The organism is Streptosporangium sp. NPDC004379 (assembly GCF_042873875.1).
GTDB lineage: Bacteria > Actinomycetota > Actinomycetes > Streptosporangiales > Streptosporangiaceae > Streptosporangium.
In genome coordinates this window covers 89,255-111,470 of the sequence record NZ_JBIAMC010000014.1, presented here as the reverse complement: position 1 = coordinate 111,470, position 22,216 = coordinate 89,255, and the positions used below count along the sequence as shown (strand labels likewise).

Annotated in this window: 18 protein-coding genes and 1 tRNA gene; 14 read left to right on the top strand and 5 right to left on the bottom strand. The window is 73.7% G+C overall.

Features of this window, described 5'->3' with window-relative positions; translation table 11 throughout:
- Positions 1–868 precede the first annotated feature (868 nt).
- From ACFYSC_RS27370 to ACFYSC_RS27310, 13 genes are all read left to right on the top strand, one after another.
- Positions 869–2,764 carry a hypothetical protein gene (locus ACFYSC_RS27370; protein WP_389967398.1) on the top strand — a complete coding sequence of 632 codons (1,896 nt, stop codon included), beginning with the start codon at positions 869–871 and terminating at the stop codon, positions 2,762–2,764.
- The gene (locus tag ACFYSC_RS27365) at positions 2,757–4,739 is read left to right on the top strand and encodes a TOMM precursor leader peptide-binding protein (RefSeq protein WP_389967395.1); all 1,983 of its coding nucleotides are present in this window, start codon (positions 2,757–2,759) and stop codon (positions 4,737–4,739) included. The genes ACFYSC_RS27370 and ACFYSC_RS27365 overlap by 8 nt, the downstream gene beginning before the upstream one ends.
- A gap of 69 nt (positions 4,740–4,808) precedes the next feature.
- Positions 4,809–6,482 carry a SagB family peptide dehydrogenase gene (locus ACFYSC_RS27360; RefSeq protein ID WP_389967392.1) on the top strand — a complete coding sequence of 558 codons (1,674 nt, stop codon included), beginning with the start codon at positions 4,809–4,811 and terminating at the stop codon, positions 6,480–6,482.
- 68 nt (positions 6,483–6,550) lie between these two features.
- Positions 6,551–6,727, top strand: a complete 177-nt coding sequence (locus tag ACFYSC_RS27355) for a hypothetical protein (RefSeq protein ID WP_362940094.1) — start codon at positions 6,551–6,553, stop codon at positions 6,725–6,727.
- A gap of 242 nt (positions 6,728–6,969) precedes the next feature.
- Entirely contained in the window at positions 6,970–9,633 is a 2,664-nt protein-coding gene (locus tag ACFYSC_RS27350) for a lantibiotic dehydratase (RefSeq protein WP_389967388.1), read from the top strand.
- Positions 9,630–10,631 carry a lantibiotic dehydratase C-terminal domain-containing protein gene (locus tag ACFYSC_RS27345; RefSeq protein ID WP_389967385.1) on the top strand — a complete coding sequence of 334 codons (1,002 nt, stop codon included), beginning with the start codon at positions 9,630–9,632 and terminating at the stop codon, positions 10,629–10,631. The genes ACFYSC_RS27350 and ACFYSC_RS27345 overlap by 4 nt, the downstream gene beginning before the upstream one ends.
- The gene (locus ACFYSC_RS27340) at positions 10,619–11,791 is read left to right on the top strand and encodes a thiopeptide maturation pyridine synthase (protein ID WP_389967382.1); all 1,173 of its coding nucleotides are present in this window, start codon (positions 10,619–10,621) and stop codon (positions 11,789–11,791) included. The genes ACFYSC_RS27345 and ACFYSC_RS27340 overlap by 13 nt, the downstream gene beginning before the upstream one ends.
- A gap of 198 nt (positions 11,792–11,989) precedes the next feature.
- Positions 11,990–12,063: transfer RNA gene (locus tag ACFYSC_RS27335), tRNA-Pro, on the top strand.
- A 60-nt stretch (positions 12,064–12,123) separates the two neighbouring features.
- Positions 12,124–12,897 (top strand): group I intron-associated PD-(D/E)XK endonuclease, encoded by a 774-nt coding sequence (locus tag ACFYSC_RS27330; protein ID WP_389967379.1) that lies wholly within the window; start codon positions 12,124–12,126, stop codon positions 12,895–12,897.
- A gap of 181 nt (positions 12,898–13,078) precedes the next feature.
- Positions 13,079–13,540, top strand: coding sequence for a hypothetical protein (locus ACFYSC_RS27325; RefSeq protein WP_389967376.1), 462 nt, complete (start codon positions 13,079–13,081; stop codon positions 13,538–13,540).
- 311 nt (positions 13,541–13,851) lie between these two features.
- The gene (locus ACFYSC_RS27320) at positions 13,852–14,685 is read left to right on the top strand and encodes a hypothetical protein (protein WP_389967373.1); all 834 of its coding nucleotides are present in this window, start codon (positions 13,852–13,854) and stop codon (positions 14,683–14,685) included.
- Positions 14,686–14,690: 5 nt separating this feature from the next.
- Positions 14,691–15,530, top strand: coding sequence for a hypothetical protein (locus ACFYSC_RS27315; protein WP_389967370.1), 840 nt, complete (start codon positions 14,691–14,693; stop codon positions 15,528–15,530).
- Between the two features lie 2 nt (positions 15,531–15,532).
- The gene (locus ACFYSC_RS27310) at positions 15,533–15,715 is read left to right on the top strand and encodes a hypothetical protein (protein WP_389967367.1); all 183 of its coding nucleotides are present in this window, start codon (positions 15,533–15,535) and stop codon (positions 15,713–15,715) included.
- An 82-nt stretch (positions 15,716–15,797) separates the two neighbouring features.
- Here the strand turns inward: ACFYSC_RS27310 and ACFYSC_RS27305 are convergent, their stop codons facing one another.
- The 4 genes from ACFYSC_RS27305 to ACFYSC_RS27290 form a co-directional block, all read right to left on the bottom strand.
- Entirely contained in the window at positions 15,798–17,825 is a 2,028-nt protein-coding gene (locus ACFYSC_RS27305) for a hypothetical protein (protein WP_389967364.1), read from the bottom strand.
- A gap of 325 nt (positions 17,826–18,150) precedes the next feature.
- Positions 18,151–19,461 (bottom strand): NAD(P)/FAD-dependent oxidoreductase, encoded by a 1,311-nt coding sequence (locus ACFYSC_RS27300; RefSeq protein WP_389967361.1) that lies wholly within the window; start codon positions 19,459–19,461, stop codon positions 18,151–18,153.
- Between the two features lie 27 nt (positions 19,462–19,488).
- Entirely contained in the window at positions 19,489–19,989 is a 501-nt protein-coding gene (locus tag ACFYSC_RS27295) for an ATP-binding protein (RefSeq protein ID WP_389967358.1), read from the bottom strand.
- 75 nt (positions 19,990–20,064) lie between these two features.
- Entirely contained in the window at positions 20,065–20,841 is a 777-nt protein-coding gene (locus tag ACFYSC_RS27290) for a SigB/SigF/SigG family RNA polymerase sigma factor (protein ID WP_362940061.1), read from the bottom strand.
- A 193-nt stretch (positions 20,842–21,034) separates the two neighbouring features.
- On the opposite strand from ACFYSC_RS27290, the gene ACFYSC_RS27285 reads away from it, so the two are divergent.
- On the top strand, positions 21,035–21,406 hold the full coding sequence (locus tag ACFYSC_RS27285; protein WP_389967354.1) for an STAS domain-containing protein: 372 nt from the start codon (positions 21,035–21,037) through the stop codon (positions 21,404–21,406).
- A 30-nt stretch (positions 21,407–21,436) separates the two neighbouring features.
- Here the strand turns inward: ACFYSC_RS27285 and ACFYSC_RS27280 are convergent, their stop codons facing one another.
- Entirely contained in the window at positions 21,437–22,174 is a 738-nt protein-coding gene (locus ACFYSC_RS27280; RefSeq protein WP_389967351.1) for an ANTAR domain-containing response regulator, read from the bottom strand.
- Positions 22,175–22,216 lie beyond the last annotated feature (42 nt).

Sequence of the window (22,216 nt, the reverse complement as noted above, 5' to 3'; positions counted from 1 at the left end):
GGCCGCGGCGCCGGCGGGACCGCGCCGAAAAATGATCTTCAGTGGGTTTCCGGCGCCCTGCGGATCGTTAACTCGGAACCCTAGGTGCGAGCCCTGGACCCGTCAATAAACTTTCGTAGTACTAATGAAAGTTTCAGAGCACCTCGGAGCGGTCCCGGCGTCGGCCCGCAACCGTGACCGCGACGGGAGGGCCGGCCCGGCCATCCGGAACGCCACAGCCGCCCACCGGCGCGCAGATCGCGTACGACCCCGGGAATCGGGCGATCCGCAGTGCAGAGCCCGCGGTTCCGGCCGCCTCACGGGATCCCCCTCCGTCGCCGCCGGACACGCCCGGGTCACGGGCCGGAACTCTGGCCGACGGCGAAAATTTTCGGCCGGCTTCCCCTCCGGGCGCCCGCCGACGCCGTCGGCGGCCGGGTCGTGTCCGTCCCGGCCGCCGGGACGGACACGACCCGGCCGTCACGCGGGACGGCCTCCCCGGAGGCCGACGCCCCTTCAGGACCCCACGTCCGCCGGGCACGACTCCGGGGCCCCGCGGAGGACGGGGGCGACCGCCGGATCCGACATCGCGCCGGGCCCGGGACGCGTTCCCATGCCGCCGCTGATAAATACACGCCGTATTCCATATAACGGCTTTCCTGAATCACCCGGCAGCCGCACAGGAATGGTCGCACTCCGTAATCACATTGCCGGGAATCGCGGGATTCTACACAGAAACGACGACTTAAAAAAGAGGAATATGTGCTTTACATAACCGGAATCGGATTTTAACATCGGCTTCATGGGAGCGCTCCCACACACCGATTCAGCCATGAGACCTCGACTACGGGACGACGTTCGCTTCGTCGAATGCCCGGACGGAGTCCACGTGCAGAGCGACTACGGATCGTGCACGTTCCGGGGCCGTCAGGCGCACGCCTGGCTCAGCAGACTGGCTCCCGCGCTCACCGGGGAGCACACCCTGGCGGAGCTGACCGCACCGCTTCCCGACGACAAGCGCGACATGGTCGAGGGCCTGGTGCGGCGGCTGGCCGAGCAGCGGTTCGTCGTGGACGCCCGGCAGGCGCGCCCCCACGGCCTGAGCGAGGCCGAGCGGCGCACGTACGCGGAGGAGATCGCCTTCATCGGCTACGCGCTCGACTCCCCCGAATGGCGGTTCGAGAGGCTCCGCCGCTCCCGGCTGGTGCTGGCGGGAGACGGCCCGCTGCCGATGTCGCTGCTCCAGGCGTGCGCCGGGTCGGGCTGGCGGCGGATCACCGTGGCCTGCTCGGACACCGCCTCGGTCACCCGGGCCGCGGACGCCGCCCGCCGCGACCCCGAGCAGGAGATACGCGTCGTCGCCGCCGGCGCGCTGCCCGATGTGATCAGCCGGGACGCGGACGTCCTCCTCCAGGTCGGCACGGACACCGGCGCCCTCGTGGCGGGTGCCCGCGCCTGCGAGGAGGCGGGCGTCGTCGTGGGCCAGGCCCTCGTCCATGCCACGGAGGTGTGGCTCAGCCGGGTGGGCAGACCGTCGGCGACGTCCGTGGAGTCGGGCTGGCACCGCCTGACCGGGCTGCCCGCGGCGACCCCGCCCCACTCCGGCGAGGACTTGCTCGTGGGCCCGGTGCCCCCGGTGATCGCCTCTATGCTGACGCTGGCCTGCTTCTCCCATCTGACCGGCCTCGACGCCACCGGCGCCGGCACCGAGCCCGAACTCACCCGGGTCGACCTGCGCAACCTCGACGCCGTCCCGCACCGGTTCGCCCCCCACCCTCACGCGGCGGCCGGTACGGCCCGCGGCGCCGAGGCGGCGCGGGCCGCGGTGGAGTCGCTGGCGTCGGGAGCGCCGGTGGAGGCCGGTGAACTGCTGGAGAAGGCCGCGCGTGTGGTCGATCCCCGGCTGGGGATCCTCGGCACGCTGGACGAGCAGGGACTCTCGCAGACCCCGCTGTCGGTCTGTCAGGCCACCGTCTCCGATCCGTTCGGTGCGCTGCCGCGCTGGGCGCCGCCCCCTCAGGTCGTCGGCTGGGGCGAGGACCGGCGGTCGGCGCGTCTGCGCTGCCTGCTGGCCGCGCTCGCCACCTACGGCGTCCTCGCGGCGGCCGGCCGGGCCGGCGACGTCCTGTGGGGCGTGGAGCTGCCGGGCGGCCGGCCGCGCACGGTGCCGGCGGCGTCCCTCCGGCTCACCGGCGCCACCGGCGCGCTGCGCGCCCCCGACGGCGCGGGGGCCGGCCTGAGCTGGGCGCAGGCGGTCGCGGCCGGGCTGCGCACCCACTGCAAGACCCTGCTGGCCGGCCGGACGGCCGAGGGCCCGGCCGCGGAGACGCACGTGCCGCCCGCCCTCGCATCCGCCCTCACCTCAGCCCTTCCCGGCGGCCCCGGGACGGAGACGGCGGCGCGGCAGCTCGCACTGGCCGGTGAACCGCCGGACGTCCGCGAGCGCACGTCCGTCCTGGGCGTGCCCGCCCATTCCCTCACCGTCCCGGGCATCGCCCCCGGCGGGCCGGTCCTCGTGTCCGCGGCCGGCACGGCTCCCGACTCCCTGCGGGAGGGACTGGAACGGCTGCTGCTCCGCGTCCAGGCCCGGACCACGGGACAGAGCGCGTACGCGTCGGCCCGGCCGCTGTGGGCTCCCCCGGGTGACGCCGCGGAAGCCGTACGGGTGATGACGGGCGCGCTTCGGGCGGCGGGCGCGGTGCCGGTCGTGGTGCCGCTCGACCACGACCCCGCGGCGGCCGGGCTGCTCCCCTACGTCGCACAGGTCGTGCTCCTCGATGACTGAGACCTCGATGACCGGGACCCCGCCGCCGGCCGCCCCCGCCGGACCGCCGGGCCCCGTGAGCGTGCTGGGGACGGGCAGGCTGCACGCCGCGATCAGCGCGGCCCTGGCCGCCGCCGGGTCCGCCGGCCCCGGCGGCGTGATCGTCGTCGCGAGCGACGCCGACGACGTGCGGCCGTACCCCTCGGTGGCGCGGCGCGCGGCCGGGCGGGGCGTGCCGTGGCTGCCGGTCCGGGTGGACGCCGGCTGGGTGCTGGCCGGTCCGGCGGTGCGCCCGTCCCGTCCGGGCTGCCCGACCTGCGTCACCCGGCGCCGGAGGGGCAACCGGTCCGACGCGATCGGACGCGACGCGCTGCGCGAGCGGTACGGCGCGGAGCTGGACAGCAGGCCCTCCTCCCTCCTCATCCCGCTGGTCGCCAAGACGGTCGCCGCGCTGGTGGCCGACGAAGTGGACCGCCTGCGGAGCGATCCCGGGTCCGCCCGGACCGCGGGCGCGCTGCTGCGGATCCATGTGCCGACCGGCACGGTACGCCGCCACGCCTTCCTGCCCGACCCGCTGTGCCCGGACTGCGGCGCCCGGCCGGACGACGGGCCCGAGGCCGGCCGTTACGTCCCCGCGCCGGCGCGGAAACCGCATCCGGGAGCCTTCAGGGTGGGCGGCATCGGCGGCAGGGCCGCGGAACTGGAGAGGCGGTTCGTGGACGCCGAGACCGGGATCGTCCAGGCCCTGGTCACGGAGGAGCGCGGCGGCGGCGCGATGGCCGTCGCCCGGCTCAGCCCCGCCAGGACCGCGCACGAGAGCCACCACGGGTACGGCCGCAGCGACGACTTCGCCTCGGCGCGGGCGACCGCGGTGGCCGAGGCCCTGGAGCGGATCGCCGGCATCCACCCGCGCGGGCGGCGGACCGCCGTACGCGCCGCGTACGCCGACGTCGCCGACCGGGCGATCGACCCGAGGACGCTGGGCCTCTACCCCGACGACTGGTACGACCGGCCGGGCTTCTGGTTCACCCGCTTCCACCCGGAACGGCCCACGGCGTGGGTGTGGGCGTACTCGTTCCGGCGCGACGAACCGGTTCTGGTGCCGGAGAGCTACGCCTACTTCGGTCCCCGGCCGGCGGACGACCTGGGGTTCGCCTACGAGTGCTCCAACGGGTGCGCCCTCGGCGGTCACCCCGCCGAGGCGATCCTGCACGGCCTGCTGGAGGTGGGCGAGCGGGACGCCTTCCTCGCCACGTGGTACGCCCGGATGCCCATCCCGCGCGTCGACCTGGCGTCGGCGGCCGACCGGCGCGTCCCCATGCTCGCCCAGCGCGTACGGGACCGGCTGGGCTACGACGTCCACGCGTTCGTCGCCATGCTGGAGCAGCGGGTTCCGGTGTTCTGGGTGATGGCCGTCGACGCGACGGGCCGGCCCGGCCGCCCGCGCGCGCTGTGCGGAACCGCCGCCGGCCTGGATCCGGAGCGGGCGCTGCGGCGGGCGCTCGACGACCTCGGCCCGATGCTGGAGGGGCACGTCGAACGGTACGACCCGGCCGAGGCGGCCCGGCTCGCGGCCGACCCGGACGAGGTCCGGCTCCTGGAGCACCATCCCCTGCTGTACGGCCATCCGGAGGCGGCCGGACGTCTGGACTTCCTGCCGGTCCGCGGGCCCGCGCTGACGGTCGCGGAGGTGACGGCACGACTCGCGTGGCCCGAGCACGACGACCTCACGGCGGACCTCGCGGAGCTGGCCGGGCGGTACCTGGCGAGCGGCCTGGACGTGGTCGCCGTCGACATCACCTCCCCCGAGGCCCGCGCCGCCGGATTCTCCTGCGCCAAGGTGATCGTGCCGGGGGCGATGCCGATGACGTTCGGCCACCGGTACCGGCGCACCCACGGCCTGCCGCGGCTGCTGTCCCTGCCCCGGCTGCTCGGCCACCGGGACGAGGACCTGCGGCCCGACCAGCTCAACCCCCATCCCCACCCCTTCCCGTGACGACCCCCTCTCCCCCCGGATCCACACGGCCCGATCCGCACGACCGACGAAGGAAGCGAGGCAGACCGGATGCACGGCACCACGACGGCGGACGCGCCCGGTGACGCCACCCGCCGCTACCTGGCCGCGATGCGGAACCGGGGCCCGCTGTCCATCGACTGGGCCAACGCCCCGACCAGGCACAAGCGCTACCCCGGCGCCGAGCGGATCGTCCTGCCCTGGGCCACCCGGGACGACACGCCCCTCGGCCTGCTCGGCGAGCTCCTGCGGGAGCTGCTCGGTCTCGCCAGGCTCGTGTGGCTCCACCGGCTGGACGACGACGGCGCCCCGCTGGGCGGGCCTCCGGCCTTCCTCCTCGGCCGCCCCGCGCCGTCGGGGGGCGGGCTCTACCCGATCGAGGCGTACGTCGCCGCCGGGGAGTCCCGCGTACCCGGGCTCCCCGCCGCGCTGTACCACTACGACCCGGTCCACCACGCGCTGGAGCGCGTGCGGGAGGGCGACCACACCCCGTCGCTCACCGGGCCGCTCGCGGACGCGCCGGCGTCGGACGTCACGCTCGTGCTGTCCGCGGTCTTCTGGCGGTCGATGTTCAAGTACGGCGACTTCGGCTACCGCCTGGTGTGCCAGGAGACCGGCGTGCTCGTCGCCCAGGCGCTCGCCGTCGCCGGGCGGCTGAGCGTGACGGCCCGCGCCCATCTGCGTTTCCCCGACGGGGAGGTCGACCGCCTGCTCGGGCTCGACGGCGTGCGGGAGGCCGCGATGGCCGTGCTCACGCTCACGTCGCTCTCCCCGGCGGGGACGGACGCCCCCGGCGAGCCGTCACGACCGGCGGGGACGGGCGCTCCCGGTGAGCCGTCACGGCCGGCGGCCGCGGGGAGACCCGGGGCCGGACAAGGACCGGTGACCGGGGAAGGACCCGTGATCCGGCAAGGACCGGTCGCGGCGGAGAGCGCGCCCGTCCCGCTGCCGATGCCCGACGGCCCCGCCTCGGCCCTGCACCGGGCGACCGTGGCCGCCCACCTCCCGTCCGGCTCCCTCCCCCGTCCGCGGCCCCCGGTGGAGGACGGTCCCGCCGTCCCCCTCACGCAACCGGCTCCCGAGGCGCGCCCGGCGGCGGGGGTGCCGCGGCGCGCCTCCCCACCGGCCGGGTACCGCCCGGTGCCCCTCCGTCCGGACCTGCTCGGCGCGATCCTCGCGGCCGCGGGCGGCGGCTACCCCGCCGACCTGCCCGGAGCCGGGGACGGACCGGTGGCGACCGCCCTCTGCCTGCTGTCGCTGCGCGTGGACGGGCTGCCCCGCGGCGCCTACCGGTACGACCCCGGCCCGCGGACGCTGCGGCGGGTCGCGGGCCCGAACCGCCTGGACGCCCTCACCACCGGGCGCCTGCTGGCCAACACCCGGACCGCCCTGCGCGGGGCGGCCGCCGTGCTCGTGCCGGTGGGCGACCCCCTGGCGGGCGCCGGACCGTACGGCGACCGCTGGTACCGCCTGCAGCAGGCCGAAGCGGGCCTGGTCGTCCAGCGGGCGACGCTGGCCGCCACGGCCCTCGGCCTGGCCGCGCGCATCCACTCCGACGGCGCGAACGACACCACGGACGAGGTGCTCGGGATCGCCGGCACTCCGCTGCGGAGCCTGTCCTTCCTGGCGATGGGCACGCCCCTGACCAGCGGGCCCCTCGTGGCCCGCGGGATCCCGCCCGTCCTGCCCGAGGAGGTGAGGCCCACCCATCCGTTGACGCCGTGACCCGTGGGGTCACGGCCGGTACGGCACGTGAGAAGCGGTTACCTCATTTTCAAGAAGGAGACACATACATGTCCGACAACCTGAAGCTGGACCTGCGCGGCCTCGACGTCGACTCCATCGACGTGCTCTCCGCCGACTCCATCGTGGCGGAGGGCCACGGCGCCGTCGAGACGGGCGCCTCCTCGGCCGCCGGCTACTGCTCGTCCTACCTGTCGGCCACCAGCTGCTGGGCGCCCGAGCTGTAGGACCCGCGACGCCGGGACTGCGAGCCCCGGCGACGATCAGGACCGGTGAGCCCGCGCGGACGCCGGTGAGATGAGCGGGGCCGAGGGCGCCCACCGCACGGGCGCCCTCGGCCTCCCGGCGAACCACACGAGGAGCGCGTTCCTTGACTCATGTCACGCGGACCCATGCGACACGGACTCAAGCGACGCGGGCCGCCGCCGAGGGCGGCGATCCCGTACGGCCCACCGGTCGCGATTATGCCGTGTCCCCGATCTTCGCGGTCCGCGTCGCGGGACTGCCCCTGGCGGGCCTCGACCGGATGCGCTGCACCCGCGCCTGGGAGGTCGTGGACGACATCGCGGACACCTCGGCGTGGCTGCGGCGTGAGGGCGCCGACCTGTCCGGGCCACTGCACGACGTGATCGGGCGGACCGCGGGCGGACCGCTCAGGGCCGGGCTCGTCGCGCTGCGGCGCGCCGTGTTCTCCGGGCGCCGCCCGTCGGCCCGGGCCGCCTCGGCCGAGGTGCTGGCCGCCCTCCCGGAGGAACTCGCCACCCGGGTCCGGGAGTGGACCGCCCGCAGGGACCGCGAGACGGCGCTGCGGGCCGCGCTGCCCGCCGTACTGGCGGAGGAGACGCGGGAGAGGACGGCCCTGCTCCGCTCGGCGGTGGCCGACCCCGGCTTCCGGCACGGGCTCGCCCTGGGCAGCCCGGTGCTGGCCGCCCGCCTCGACGCGTGGCTGGCGGGCCCGGCGGACCGCCCGCCGGACCGGCAGGAGCTGCTGCGGCTGGCCAGGTACGTCGCACGGGCGACCGTCAAGACCAGCCCGTACGCCACGTTCGCCCTCAGCGGGCTCGGCCGGTGGACGGAGCGCGGCCCCGCCGTGCGGACCGATGGCGAGCCGTCCTGGCACGTCGTCGCCGAGCTCGACCGGGCGGTCCTGCGCCCGCTGTGGTCCGCGCTCACCCGGCACCGGGCGGTGCGCGAGCGGGCGCGGCTGCGGGTCAACCCCTCCGCCCGCGACGACGGGAGCCGCATCTGGTTCCTCGGTCCGGGCACGGACGAGCCGCTGTCCGGCGTGGCCGCCGGCCCCGATGTGCGGCGGGCCCTCGACTGGGTCCGCGGACACGCCTTCCCCACCCTCGCGGAGGCCCCCGAGATCGAGCCCCTGGTCGACGCGGGGCTGCTGGAGCTGCTCCCGCCCTACGACGAGCAGTCGGCCGACCCGGTGGGCGACCTGGCGACCTGGCTGGCCGGGGACGAAGCCCGCGACGGCGTCGGGGACGGCGCGGCGGGCGGCGCCGGGAACGGCGCCAAGGGCCGTGCCGGGAACGGCGCCAAGGGCCGTGCCGGGAACGGCGCCAAGGGCCGTGCCGGGAACGGCGCCGAGGGCGGTGCGGCGCCGTACGCGGCCGCGGTCGGGCGGATCGCCGAGACGCTGCGGGAGGCCACGGGGGAGGCGTCCGCGTCCCCGCGGCGGGAGCACGCCGTGGTGCGCGAGGCGCTGGAGGAGGTACTGCCCCCGGAGTCGTCGCTGCCCGACAGGAACCTGCTGTGGCACAGCGCCGTGATCCCCGGCGTCGCGGCCCGGCTGGGCGCGGCCGCCTGGCGGGGGGTGTGCGACGACCTCGACGCCCTACGCCGCCTGCTCGGCCTCTTCGATCCCGACCTGCCCGTCAAGATCGCCGCCACCGCGTTCTTCCTGGACCGGCACGGCCCCGGCACCCGGATCCCCGCCCTGGACCTCTACCGCGAGATCCATTCGGGAGGCCCCGGGGCGGGCGGCGCGGTGCTGCGCGGCATGCTGCGCAACCCCGTGGCCGCCCCGCGCGCCGTGCCCGGCGAGGAGACCCCGGACGGACTGCGCGAGCTGTCGGAGCTGCGGCGGGCGTTCTGGGAGCTGGCGGACGCCGGCCCCTCGCCCGGGGAGAGGGTGGCCGGGGTCGCGCCCGCCCGCCTGGCGGCCATGGCCGCCTCGTGGCCGCGCTTCGTCCAGCCGCCCGGGTCGGTCTGCTGCTACCTGCAAGCCGTACCGGACGGTGCGGACGGCGTGCGGGCGGTCGTCAACTCGGTCTCGGCGGGGTACGGCCGGGGGCTGTCGCGGCTGTACCGGCTGGTCGCGCTGGCCGGAGGGAACGTCCCGCCCGCGGCCGGGCTGCGCGCCGGGCAGGGCGACGTGCTGGTGGCCGAGTGCCGGGGACTGGTGGGCGGCGGGCTCAACGTGCGCCCCGCGACGGCCGACCTGGCCCTGGACCACCCCTTCGCGCACGGGGACGCCGCGCTGCCGGCCCTCTCCCCCGCGGACCTCGTGGTCGGCCACGACCCCGGCCGCGACCGGCTGGCGCTGCTCGACGGGGAGGGCCGTGCGGTACGGCCGGTCCACCTGGGGATGACCGCGCAGCACTGGCTGCCGCCGTGGCTGCAGTTCCTCGTGCGGGCGTTCGGCGAGCCGTCCACGGCGATGGTGCCCGGCTGGGTGTTCCGCACCCGGGGCGGGGTTCCGGCCGAGGGGGAGGTGGAGCGCTGGCCCCGGATGGACGTCGGGCGGGTCACGGTCGCCCGGGCGGCCTGGCGCCTGCGGGCGGACGGCTTCCCCGTGCCGGCCAAAGGCGAGGACGAGGCCGCCTACCTACCGCGGCTGGCCGGGTGGCTGGCGCTGCACGGCGTGCCCCGCCGCTTCTTCGCGCGGGTGGTCGGGCTCGGGGAGGGTCTCCTGGTCGGGCTGCTGAGCAAGGACCGCAAGCCGATGTACGTCGACGTGACCGACCCGCTGCTGCTGACCGGGTTCCTGCGTTCGCTGCGCGACCCCGGCGCGCTGGTGGTGCTGGAGGAGGCCCTGCCCGACCCCTCCGACGCCCCCCTGTACGGCGACGGCAGACGGGTCACCGAGTACGTCGTCCAGCTCTCGGCGGGGACGGCCCGGTGACGGCGCCGCGGCCCGACGCCGGCGACCGGTGGGTCAGCGCCCACCTGTTCCACTCCGGTGACCTCGACGCCCTGGTGACCGGCGTCGTGGACCCCGTGGTGCGGGAGCTCACGGCGGACGGGACGCTGCGCGGCCACTTCTTCCTCCGCTACTGGGAGGGCGGCCAGCACGTGCGGCTGCGCCTGGGGGTGCCCGACCCCTCGCGGGCGCCGCGCGTCCGCGGCCTCGTACGGGAGCGGGCGGCGGCCCACTTCGCCGCGCATCCCTCTCCCCCGGTCGACCCGGAGGCGTACCGCGCCTTCGCGGCGGCCGTCGCGAGGGGTGAGCGGCGCGAGCGGTACGACGACCGGCTGCGCCCGGCGGACTCGGTGGAGTTCATCGCCTACCCGCCCGAACACGCCGCCTACGGCGACGCCGCGTGCGTCGCCGCCGCGGAGCGGCACTTCACGGTGTCCAGCGCGCTCGCGCTCGACGTGCTGGCGGCCGGCACGCCGATGGAGCGGCGCGCCGCGATCGGCCTCGCCGCGCTGACCATCGCGCTCGCGGCGTGCGAGCCCGACCTGCCCGCCGCCGCGCACGCGTTCGCCCGGGCGGCGCGGGAGGCGGGCCGGCGACCCGAGATCCCCGGCGGGCAGGACGACTGGCTGCGCCGCAGGGAGGCGCTGCTCGCCCAGACACGCAGGCTGTGGGACCTTCCCGAGCCCGGGGGCCTGCTCGGCACGTGGACGTCGTCCGTGCGCGCCCTGCGCGAGGACCTCGCCGCACTGCACGCCGCGGGCAGGTGCGAGCCGTCCGACCCGGGCTCCCCGCACGCGTTCCTCGCCCTGGCGGCGCAGCCCGGGCACCGCACGGTGCCGCTGATCCTGATGCGTTGCGCCCACCTGTTCTGCAACCGGCTGGGGCTGCGCGCCGGGACCGAGCACCACGTGTCCTTCCTCCTCGCCCGTGTCCTCACCGACCTCGCCGGCGTCGCCGGCTCCCGGAGGTGGTCCCCCTGACCGGCTCACCCGCCCAAGCCGCCCAAGCCGCCCCCGCGACCTGGCACTGCGTCCACGTCCACTACCACGCTCCCGACAAGGACGGCCTGCTGCTCGACGCCGTACGGCCGCTGCTCGACGGGCTGCGCGGCCGGGTGGAGGCGGCGTACGTGCTGCGCCACTGGAGGCAGGGCCCCCACCTGCGGATCAACGTGAAGGCGGCGCCGCGGGTCTGGGAGGAGGTGGTGCGCCCGAGGATCGACGAGGTCGTCGGGGCCTACCTGCGCGAGCATCCCTCCACGGTCCGGCTCGACCCGGACGAGAGCCTGGCCAGGCACCGCCTGCTCGCCGTACGCGAGCAGGAGCACGGGCCGCTCACGCCGTGGCCGCCCGACAACTCCATCCGCGACGCGCCGTACGACTCCCGGCGCCACGTCCTCGGCAGCGACGAGGCGGTGGAGCTGCTCACCGCCTTCTACGCCGACAGCACGCCGCTGCTGTTCGCCATGCTCGACCACGTGCGGGCGGGTCACGACGGCAGGCAGGGTCTCGCGCTGAACCTCATGCTGACCGTCGCGCACACCTCGCACCCCATCACCCGCAGCTACCTCTCGTTCCGGATGCACGCGGAGGGGTTCATCACCTGGGCGGCCGATCCCGCGGCCACGCGGGACGCCTTCGAACGCGACTTCCGGGAGCGGCGCGAAGCCCTGACGGCGCGGGTGCGGGACGCGGTCGCCGCGCTCGACGACCCGGCGGCCCCGCCCGTCCCGTTCGTACGGGAGTGGGCCGCACTGCTGGAGCGCTACCGCGTCCGGGCGGGCGAGCTCATGGACGACGGCCGGCTGTCCCAGCCGATGACCAGGCCGGGCGAGGCGTTCGAGGCCCGGCTCGGCGACCTGCCCGTGCCGCGGCGGGAGCCGAGCGAACTGCAGCGCCTGATCTTTGACAGCCCGGCCTACCACGAGGAGGTCTTCGCCGACCCCGCGTTCCTGCGCTACCGGGTGCTGCTCAACTACACGTACCTGCACCTCACGCGGATGGGCCTGACCCCGCTCGACAGGTTCCGGATGTGCCACCTGCTGGCGGACGCCGTCGAGGACGCCTACGGGTTGTCCGCCCTCGACGCGCTCCGCCGGTTCGCCGCGGCGCGGGAGCCCGCTGGCGGGGACGACCGGTGATCGGTGAGCGTCGTGCGGACGGCGCTGAAGGGCGGCGAACCGGCGGAGCGCGTCGCGGATCGGCGGAGCACGATCGGACCCGCCTTGGCCGCCTGGCACAGCCCATAAGGCGGAGATGACGACCTACTGGCCATGGTAGTGTTTATCTCGCGCCGAGAGGAGCGGGACGGGGAGACCGGTCTGGCACCTCAGAGGCAACGGGGTATGGCCCAGCTTGGTAGGGCGCCTGACTGGGGGTCAGGAGGTCTTCGGTTCAAATCCGGATACCCCGACACACCGAATGAGGCCCGAGTCCTGGAGATCAGGACTCGGGCCTTTTATCGTCTCCGCCTGTGACGATCTCCCCTCTCGCCGCCCGCACGACGTGGACGGATGAAGAACTCCGCACCGCCGTAGCCCAGTCCCGATCATGGCGTGGGGTACTCCGTGCCATGGGCCGCAACGAGTCCTCGGCCGGCGTCGTGCGCGGCATGCAGCGTCGCGCCGAGGAACTGAGACTGGACACGAGCCACTTCACCGGTCAACGCCGATGGAGCGAGAAACAGTTACGGGCTGCGATCGACGAAGCGGAGTCGTGGGCCGACGTCATCAAGCACCTGGGATTGACCGACAACGGCGAGAACCGGACGGCGGTGCGTCGGCACGCCGCACGACTCGACCTTGACACCGCGCCTCTCAGCGAACGACTTCCCGACAGACCCTCCCAGGGCTTGGCCCAGCTCAGCAACCTGCGCAGGTCAGCCGAGCCGCTGGCGGTCGCCTGGTTCGAGTTGCGCGGTCATAGTACGGCCATCCCCAGCAACGCCCAGCCCTACGATTTCCTCGCCGAGATCGACGGGAGACTTCGCAGGGTCCAAGTCAAGTCGACCACCTACCGGGATCCCGGAAGCCGATCATGGATGGTTCGTGTCGGACGCAGAGTCCCCGGCCCGACAAAAAATGGACCACTGATGCCCTACACCTCCGAAGAGATCGACATGTTCTTCATCGTCGACGGTGACTTGGACCTCTATCTGATCCCGGTGGAGGCCACACGGGGCAGCATCGCCCTGAACCTCAAAAAATACGAGAAGTACAAGATGGGCACGGCCGCAGGACTGATGTAGCCCACACCCATGATCGGACGTGTGAACTCCAGACCGTCGTCAGGTGCGCTGCCGGGCTGCGCCATGCCCGGATGTCGGGCGCCCTCCGGCGAGACGTCATAACCTTGGCGCAGATCTGACGGACGTGCGCACACGACGGTGCCCGCCGTACGCGTGCGAACGGGTGGGAAATGAGGAGCGGGTGGGACGCAAGGCGGTGATCGACCAGCGGGAGTTGCGGAGGCTGGTCGCGGAAGGGCTGTCCAACGCGGAGCTGGCCTCCCGGTTCGGGGTGAGCGAGTCCGGGATCCTGCAGGCCAAGCGGGCAGCGGGGCTGTCCAAGCCGATGCTCGACCACTCCCGCGCGATCCCGTGGAAGCTCGACCGCGCCCACGGCCAGTCCGGCCCGGCGACGAACCTGCGGAACCTGTCGTCGGTGGCGCAGGGACGGACGATCCCGGCGGAGAAGCTCAACACCGCGCTGCGCTGGGCGGACCGGCTGGTGGCGGGTGGACTGGACATCGCCTACGAGCCGGGGCGGGGGTTCACGGAGGTGCCCGCCGTACCGGGACGGTCGCTCGTCGAAGGGCTGCTGGCCGAGGTCCGCGCGACGATGGAACGACCGGAGGGACAGGAGGGGCCGGAGAGGCTGGAGGGCCGATAGCGGCACCGGAGACGGAGAGCCGTGGGCGGCGACGCACGGCGGGGAGGCACCGGTGACGGCCGGGAACCGGAGGACCGGACCGGGGACGGTCGGGAACCGGAGGACCGGTGACGCCGGAAGGACCGGGGATCGGGAGTGGCGAATCGGGAGGAAAGCCGCGGGGAGCCGGTGGAATCCTCGGGCCGGACAAAGCTTCCCCGGAACTTCGCACAAAGCTTCATAGACGGTGAGTCACAGACATCTCCGAGCGGTTTCGAGGTCTGCCCCGGGGGCAGCGCACGAGAACAACCGCTACACAACCGGAGGCAGGTATGTCCACCGTGATCTGGGTGGTCGTCATCGCGGTCGCGGTGGTGGCGATCATCGCAATCGGCTATCTCATGACACGGCAGCAGCGCCGGCGCCGGCTCCGGGACCGGTTCGGCCCCGAGTACGATCGCACCCTGCGCGAGCGTGACAGCCGCCAGGAGGCCGAGCAGGAGCTCCTCGCCCGCGAGCAGCGTTTCAGCTCCCTCGACATCCGGCCGCTCGACCCGGGCACGCGGGACTCCTACGCCAGGAAGTGGACGGAGGTCCAGGAGCGGTTCGTGGACGCCCCCGGGTTCGCGGTGACCGAGGCCGACCACCTGGTGACGTCCGTGATGGCTGAGCGGGGTTACCCGACCGACGACTTCGAGCAGCGGCTCTCGGACCTGTCGGTCGAGCACGGCCGCACCCTCGACCACTACCGGCAGGCCCACGAGATCAGCAACCGCGCGGCCCGCACCGAGGCGTCCACCGAGGAGCTGCGCCAGGCGATGGTGCACTACCGCGTCCTGTTCGAGGAGCTCCTCTCGACCGGGAGCCCCGACGGCGACCATGCGGTACGGCACACCGGAACGGACCGGACCGACACGGCCCTCGACGGCCGCACCGCGTCACGCACCGGGACGGACCGGGCCGACGCGACCCACGACGGCCGCACCGCGTCACGCACCGGGACGGACCGGGCCGACGCGACCCACGACGGCCGTCCCGCGTCACGCACCGGAGCGGACCGGACGGACATCACCCCCGACGGCCACACCGCGTCACACAGCGGAACGGACCGGACGGACATGGACGCCGACGGCCGGACCGACCGCCACGAGACCCGGGGACGGTGACCTGAATGAACGAGAAACTCGAACGGATCAAAGACCGGCTGGTCCACGGGACCGGCGAGACCCGGGAGGAGACGGCCCAGGAGGAGATCGCCCGGCACGGGACGGGGCGGCCCGTCGACGGCGCGTCCGCCCGGCCGGAGCCGGTGGACGCCTCCCCGGGCGGCGTGCTCCCCGGCGACCGGCTCGTCGCCGGCCGCCGTGAAGACCTCGCCCGCGACGGCCTGGCCGACGACGACACCGCCCCGACCGCGGTGATCACCGACCGGCCCGGTGACGCGCCCGCCTCCCGGGAGGCCGCCGACCGGCCCGGGGTTCCCGCCGGTGAGGCCGTACGGCACGGCCGGCCCGATGCCGCGCACGACGAGGCCGGCGCGCCCTCCCCGGTGCCCGCCGCGCACGGCGTACCCGATTCGGCAGGTTCAGCGGGTGCGGCGGGTGCGTCCCTTCCCGGGCACGGCACCCCCTCCCCCACTCCTCAGGGCGCCCCTTCCGCGCCCCGGAGTCCCTCCTCCGAGCGTGACGCCGGCCGCTCCCCCGCGCCCGGCACCGGCCACTCCCCCACCGGCGGCGGCCCGCTGTTCGAGCACGACGCCGACGAGATCCGGCGGCGCTGGCAGGAGGTCCAGGTCGGTTTCGTCGACGACCCGCGTGACTCGGTCACCCGAGCCGACGCCCTCCTGGAGGAGCTCGTCGGCTCGCTGCGGACCGCCCTGGAGCGCAGGACGTCCACGCTCAGGCAGCGGTGGGACGGCGACGAGCGCGACACCGAGGATCTCCGGACCGCGCTGCGCGACTACCGGGCGACGCTGGAGCAGCTGCTGAACCTGGCGTCCGGGACGAGGTGACCATGTTCGCGATCGCCGCGGCCGTCGTGTTCGTCCTCGGACTGCTGCTCGACCTGGCCGACGGCCGGATCGCCGGGGTCGGCGGGCCGGCCTTCCTGGTGCTGGCGCTGCTCCTCCTCGCGCTGCACAAGGCGGATGTGGGGACGCCGGGGGAATGGGGCCAGGCCTGGCGCCGCCGGCACTGAGCGGGTCCCGCAGGGCCGCGGAAGGGGGGCGCCGTCCGCACGGGACGGCGCCCCCTTCCTCCCGGCAGCAAGCATCACCTGATCACTGAGGCGACCCCTCGCCGAGCAGCCGGGCGGCCAGCACCCGCAGCTCGCGGTCCTCGGCGAACGCGCGCCAGCCCATCGGTGTGTGGTGGTGCAGCCGCTCCTCGTCGAGGATCTCGCGGCGAATCCAGCCCCCGTCGTATGAGACGGGCCGCCCCATCTCCGCCAAGTACCGCAGAGCCGTCCATCGTAGGGAGGTTCTCTCCTCGCGGGCCGACATCCACAACGTCCAGCGGACGGCGTCGTAGTCGCCGGTGAGGCGGAACAGCGCGTACGCGGCATCGACTCGGACCTCGGGGTCCCGGTGGTCGAGCAGGACCCGCAGATGAGCGGCTTCGGCTTCCCCGCCCAGCTCGGCCACGAAGGGCCAGAGCCGCGAGTGAGTGATCTCCTCGAAGGGCACATCGGCGGTTCCCGGCTCCCCGGTGATCCGCTGGCGGGCCCAGGGCAGGACCGCCCTGGCACGGAGCCGGTCCTGGTAGCCCTTGAACTCCCGCGGCCGCCGTATGAAGCGCTCGATCACCGGGACCGCCTCCGCGGCGGCCGGGCCGATCCGGCCGAGCGCCTCGGCCGCGGGCAACTGGGCGTCGGTGTCCAGCAGCGCGACCAGCTCGGGCACCGCGGGTGCGGCCACGCCACCCCACTCTGCGAGCACCTGTGTGTAGGTGACCGTCTCTCTCCTGCCCGCTTCGTCGGTGAGACGGGCGCGGATCACCGGCAGCAGGTCGTCCGCGAACTGGGGTACGGGGCCCAGCACATGGCGCAGCCGCGGCGGCCACCCGCTGTACCAGGAGCCGTCGTCCACGCCGGCATATCCGTCGTCGTCGGCCTCGATCCGTTCGACGAGTCGGGGCAGGCCGCGCCGGTCGCTCAGCCAGACCAGGCCCCACGCGGCGATGTCGGCGACGCACAACCGGTACAGGGGCCAGACCGGCCGGTCGTCTTCCAGCCGGGCGGCGAGGAGGTCGGCGCCGCCGTACACCGGCGCGTCGCCCGTGGGCGCGCGGCTCATCGCGGCCAGCACGTGGGTGGCGTAGGCCCGCACCTTGGCCACCTCGTCCGTGGTACGGCCGGCGAGGGCGGGCAGCAGCCGCTCCGCCGGGGAACGCCAGGTGCACAGAACCTCGGCGGCGGCGCGCACCGCGCCCTCCCGGTGGCCGGCGTCGCGATGCGTCATGAGCGAGAGGCACAGCTCGGTCCGGGCCGGCAGGTCCTCGCCCAGCAGCGCATCGGCCCGCAGGACCACCCGCGCCGCGATGTCGCCGACGAAGGCGGCGAGATCGACCCCGGGATTCTGCGGGAGCGCCCCGATCCACGGCACGTCCTGCCACACCCGCAGGTCGGCCTCGCCCAGGGCGTCCAGCAGCGTCGCCAGGTCCGCGCCGAGCCGCTGCCCCCGTACGACCCGCGACAAGACCACCGTGGCGGCCAGCCGGACCTGCGCGTCGGCGTCGGAGCACAGCCCGCGCAACCAGGCCAGACTGTCGATCAGGACGCCGACGGTGCAGCCGGGGGTGAGGAAACCGACGGCGATGACGGACGAGAGCCGCACGGCACGGTCCTGCTCCGCCGCCCAGCGCCGGCGCAGGGCGGGCGCGACCAGGTCGGCGAAGGTGACGGCGGCGGACAGCGGTTCCGTCAACGCCCTCCGCACCGCCGGATCCGGATCGTCCAGCAGCGCCAGCAGACGGGGCACCGCAGCGTCCCAGGCCGGGGCCCAGCCGGGATCGACGTCCTCGTGCACCGCGTGAACGGCATTGGTGGCGTGCTCCCCGACCAGTCGCAGGATGTCCGTCCGCACGGTCACCCGGATGTCCTCGGCCAGCGTCACCAGGAACGGCAACGCCGCCGAGGACGCCGAGTGCACCCCGTCCTCGCTGTTGAACAGCAGGAATTCGATCTGGCTGAACGCCTCCCCGGCCTCCTCGCCGGCGGCGATCGCCCGCAGCAGCGACGGCAGTTCCTCCGCCGCCGTGCCCGGGCTGGTGCTGAGCGTTTCCCAGTCGATGTCGTCGAGGCCCCGCATCATGCCTTCTTCGCTCCGCTCACGTAGTCAGACAGGCACCCGGATCAGCGCTCCGCTCAACGGCCATGCTCCCATTCCCGTGGAGAATGCCGGGCTGCGCGGAATCCACCGTGCGCGCAGATCGCGGCTCCGGCCCGTCAAAGAGCGCGGGATCGGGAACGCCGGCCACGCCCTCGGGAAAACGGATGACCGGTGAGGGGACCGGAACGCGAGAGTACGACCGGTTGGCGGGCCGCCTCGCCCGGGCCCAGCCGGACAGGCGGAAGTCCTCCGGTTCCATCACCGGGTGGAGGCGCCGATGTCCTGACGGCCCTCTTCCGGCGGCTCAGCGCGGGCCGGACCGGGCGGCCCGTTCGAACTCCTCACGCGGATGGCTCAGCGCGCCGAGCGAGACGATCTCCCGCCGGAACGGGATCGCGAGGGTCCAGTCGACCAGGACGCGGACCTTCTTGTTGAAGGTCGGCACCCGGCAGAGGTGGTAGGTCCGGTGCATGAACCAGGCGGGCAGCCCGTGCAGCTTGTGACCGTAGATCTGCGCGACCCCCTTGCCGAACCCCAGGCCGGCCACCGAGCCGGCGTAGGCGTGCCGGTAGGCCTTCAGCGGTCTGCCCCTGAGCGTGGCCACCACGTTGTCGGCCAGCGTGTGCGCCTGCCGTACGGCGTTCTGGGCGTTGGGGGCGCACATCTCCCCCGGCTTGGTGAGGTCGGGTACGGCGGCGCAGTCCCCGGCGGTGAAGACCTCGTCGTGGTCCTCGACGACCAGCTCCGCGCTCGCCCTGATCCTGCCCCGCTCGTCGAGCGGCAGGCCGCTGGACTGGTTGAGGGGGTTCGGCTTGACCCCCGCGGTCCAGACCAGGGTGTCGGAGTCGAGCTCGGTGCCGTCGCTGAGCACGATGTGGCCGCCCTCGGCGGACTTCATCAGCGTCTCCATCCGCGCGTCGATGCCGCGGGCGCGGAGCTCCTGCAGCGTCCAGAGCCCCATCTCGGGGCCGACCTCGGGCAGGATGCGCCCGGTGGCCTCCACCAGCATCCAGTGCATGTCGCCGCGCTGGATCGTCCGGTAGTAGCGGCAGGCGTACCGGGCCATGTCCTCCAGCTCGGCGAGCGCCTCGACGCCGGCGTATCCCCCGCCGACGAAGACGAAGGTCAGGGCCCTGTCGCGGATCTCGGGGTCGCTGGTCGACTCGGCCAGGTCGAGCTGGCCGAGGACGTGGTTGCGCAGGTGGATGGCCTCTTCCAGGCTTTTGAAGCCGATTCCGCACTCGGCGAGGCCGGGGATGGGCAGCAGCCGCGAGATCGACCCCGGCGCGTAGACGAGGATGTCGTACTCCATGACGCGGACCGGCCCGAGCTGGGGGCGGAGGTCGACGGCGCGGTTCACGGGGTCGACGCCGATCACCGTGCCGTTGGCGATCGCGCACCTGTCCAGGGCCCGGCGCAGGGAGACGACGACGTGACGCGGTTCGATGTTCCCGGCCGCCGCCTCCGGTAGGAAGGGCTGGTAGGTCATGTAGGAGTCGATGTCCAGGACCGCGATCCGGGCCTCGCCGCGACGAAGCTTGCGCTGCAGACGCAGGGCGGTGTTCAGGCCGACATATCCGCCGCCGACGATCAGAATGCGGGGAGCTTCAGTCATAAACCGGCTTGTACCCGGAAAAACCTCTCAAATCGGGAAGGTCATGGTAATGAACGTTCCCGCGACCCCTGTCCTGAACTGCATGTCCGAGCTGACCATCCGGGCCACCCACAGCCCCATGCCACTAGTGGCGTGCGGGCCGGGGGGCGTCTGACCGGGGGGCTCGGCGGGGAACCACCGGCCCTCGTCGTGGATCTCCACGACGAGGGCGCCACCGGTGGTCCATATCCTCAGCACGGCCTTGGCCGTGGTGTGGCCGTGGGTCACGGCGTTGGTGGCGACCTCGTTCACCGCCACCAGGAAGTCGGGCAGGTTCTCCTCGCGCATCCCGCCGCGCAGCGCGTGGGCGGCGGCGAAGTCGCGCACGTCGGGGAGGTCCGGCAGGCAGAAGGCGAGCTCGGCCGCGGGGACGTTGCCGGGGTGCGGCCGGGAACGGTCGTCCCCCGCCATGAAGCGAGCCGGACGAGCACCGTCCTCGTTCACGCGAGATCCGCCTCCCCTGTCCCAGCGCGCGATCGTCCTCAGCATCCGGGGATCATCCAGAAGCACCCTATGCCACACCACGCCGTCGCCGACTTGGGTGCCCGATGCGGACCGGTGTATTCAGCATTCCGCCACCAGTTCGGCGCGGAGCTGGTCGAGCACCTTCCGCAGGATACGGGAAACGTGCATCTGGGAGATACCGAACTCCGCCGCGATCTCGGCCTGGGTCATGTTACCGAAGAAGCGCAGAAGCAGGATGTTCTTCTCCCGGGCCGGCAGCTTGTCGATCAGCGGCTTGACGGCCTCGCGGTCCACGAGCGCGCCCATGGCGTCGTCCTCGTCGGGGATGACGTCGCCCAGCGCGGCCGCGTCGTCGTCGGAGCCGAGGGGGGCGTCGAGCGACAGGGCGCTGTAGGCGGCGGAGGCGTCCAGAGTCAGCAGGACGTCCTCTTCGGAGATCTTCATCTTGGCGGCCAGCTCGGCGACCGTCGGGGCGCGGCCGAGGTCCTGGCTGAGGTCGGCGACGAGCCGGTTCAGCTCGGCCCGGCGCTCCTGGTAGACACGGGGGACCCGGATCGCCCAGGTGCGGTCGCGGAAGTGGCGCTTGACCTCACCGGTCATGGTGACCACGGCGTAGCCGCGGAAGGGGTGGCCGAGGGTGGCGTCGAAGCCGTTGATGGCCTTCATGAGCCCGACGTAGGCGGCCTGGAGGAGGTCCTCCATCGGCTCGCCGCGGTAGCGGTAGCGGCGGGCGATCTCCATGGCGAGCGGCCGGTGCATCTCGACGAGGCGCTCGCGCAGACGCTCGGCGCGGTACTCGGAGATCTCGGGGGCGGACATCTCGGCGAGGAGATCCTCGGCGGTCATGTCGGTGATTTCGAGGGCCTGAACAGACATCGCTGCTCCTTGGTATAACTGCCGGGCGAAGCCATCGGCGCGGAGCAGTATCCGGGCAGACGGCATCGCCTCGACCTGTCTTCGAGGCGAGGCCCTCTGCTGGACCTCGGTTCTAGTATTACCCCGATTCCGGGAGTATTGCTCGCTCGCAGGTAACAGTAAGGTTGCTAATCGAATGTCGAGGAGGACCTGAGTGACGGTGTCGGAGAACGGCGAGAGAGCGTCAGCCCTGACTCTGACGTCGGCGCTGGTCGACGGGGTCAACGTGATCCGGGTGACGGGCCTGCTGGACGCGACGACCAGGGACCAGTTCGCCGACTATTTGGCGGCCGAGTTCGGAGAGCACGGCCCGGACATGGCGCTGGACCTGGCGGGAGTGACCTTCATGGACTCCCGGGCGCTGGGCCTGATCGTCCACCACTGGCAGCTCAGCACCGGTGCGGGCGGGAAGTTCGCGCTCATCGGGGTGGAGTACGCCAAGACCAAGGTGATGTGGATCACCGGGCTGGCCCAGCGGCTGCCGCTCTACGACACGATCGACGACGCGCTCGCCGCCTTCGGCTGAGGCCGGGCGCGGCCGGAGCCGCGCCCGGCCTCAGCCGGCCTCCTTGGGGCTCTCCTCGCGGCGGTTACGCTGGTTGCGCTGGTGCTCGTCGACCAGCAGCCGGGCCAGGTCCACCACCTTCACCTGGTGGTGCTGGGAGACCCGGCGCAGCTCGTCGAAGGCCGCCTCGGCCGAGCACCCGCTGGACTTCATGATGATGCCCTTGGCCTGGTCGATGATCGCCCGGCCGGCCAGCGCCTCCTGCATCTGGGCGGCGTCGGTGCGGACCTCGTCGTAGTCCCACATGTTGGCCAGGGCCACGCTGACCTGCTCGGCGAGCATGTCGGCCAGCGGCGGGACGTTACGGGCCGCGAACGCCCCGGGCCGCACGCCGTACAGGCCGAGGACGAGGACGGCGCGCTCGACGGTGATCGGCAGGGCCAGGATCGAGCGGACCCCGAAACGGACCGCCATGCCGGTGTAGGCGGGCCACCGGGGGTCGCGCAGGACGTCCTGGACGATCACGTGGCGGCCGGTCGCGCGGGCCTCGGCGGAGGGCCCCTCCCCCAGGTCGCCCTCGCTGTCGACGAGCACGACGAGCTCACTGTGCGAGGCCGACACCACGAGGCGTTCCTGGCGCCACAGCTCGGCGGAACCGCCCGCGCAGCCGGGCACCCCGCCCGCCAGGGTCGCGGTCAGGCCTCGTAGCACGCTCTCGCTCGATGTCTCCTCGTTCACCCTGCCCAGGGCCGCGAGGTCTCGGGCGAGGACAGGTGTGACCATGTCCATGGCGCGAATTCCCTTCCCGATGTCGCTAACTTAACCACTATC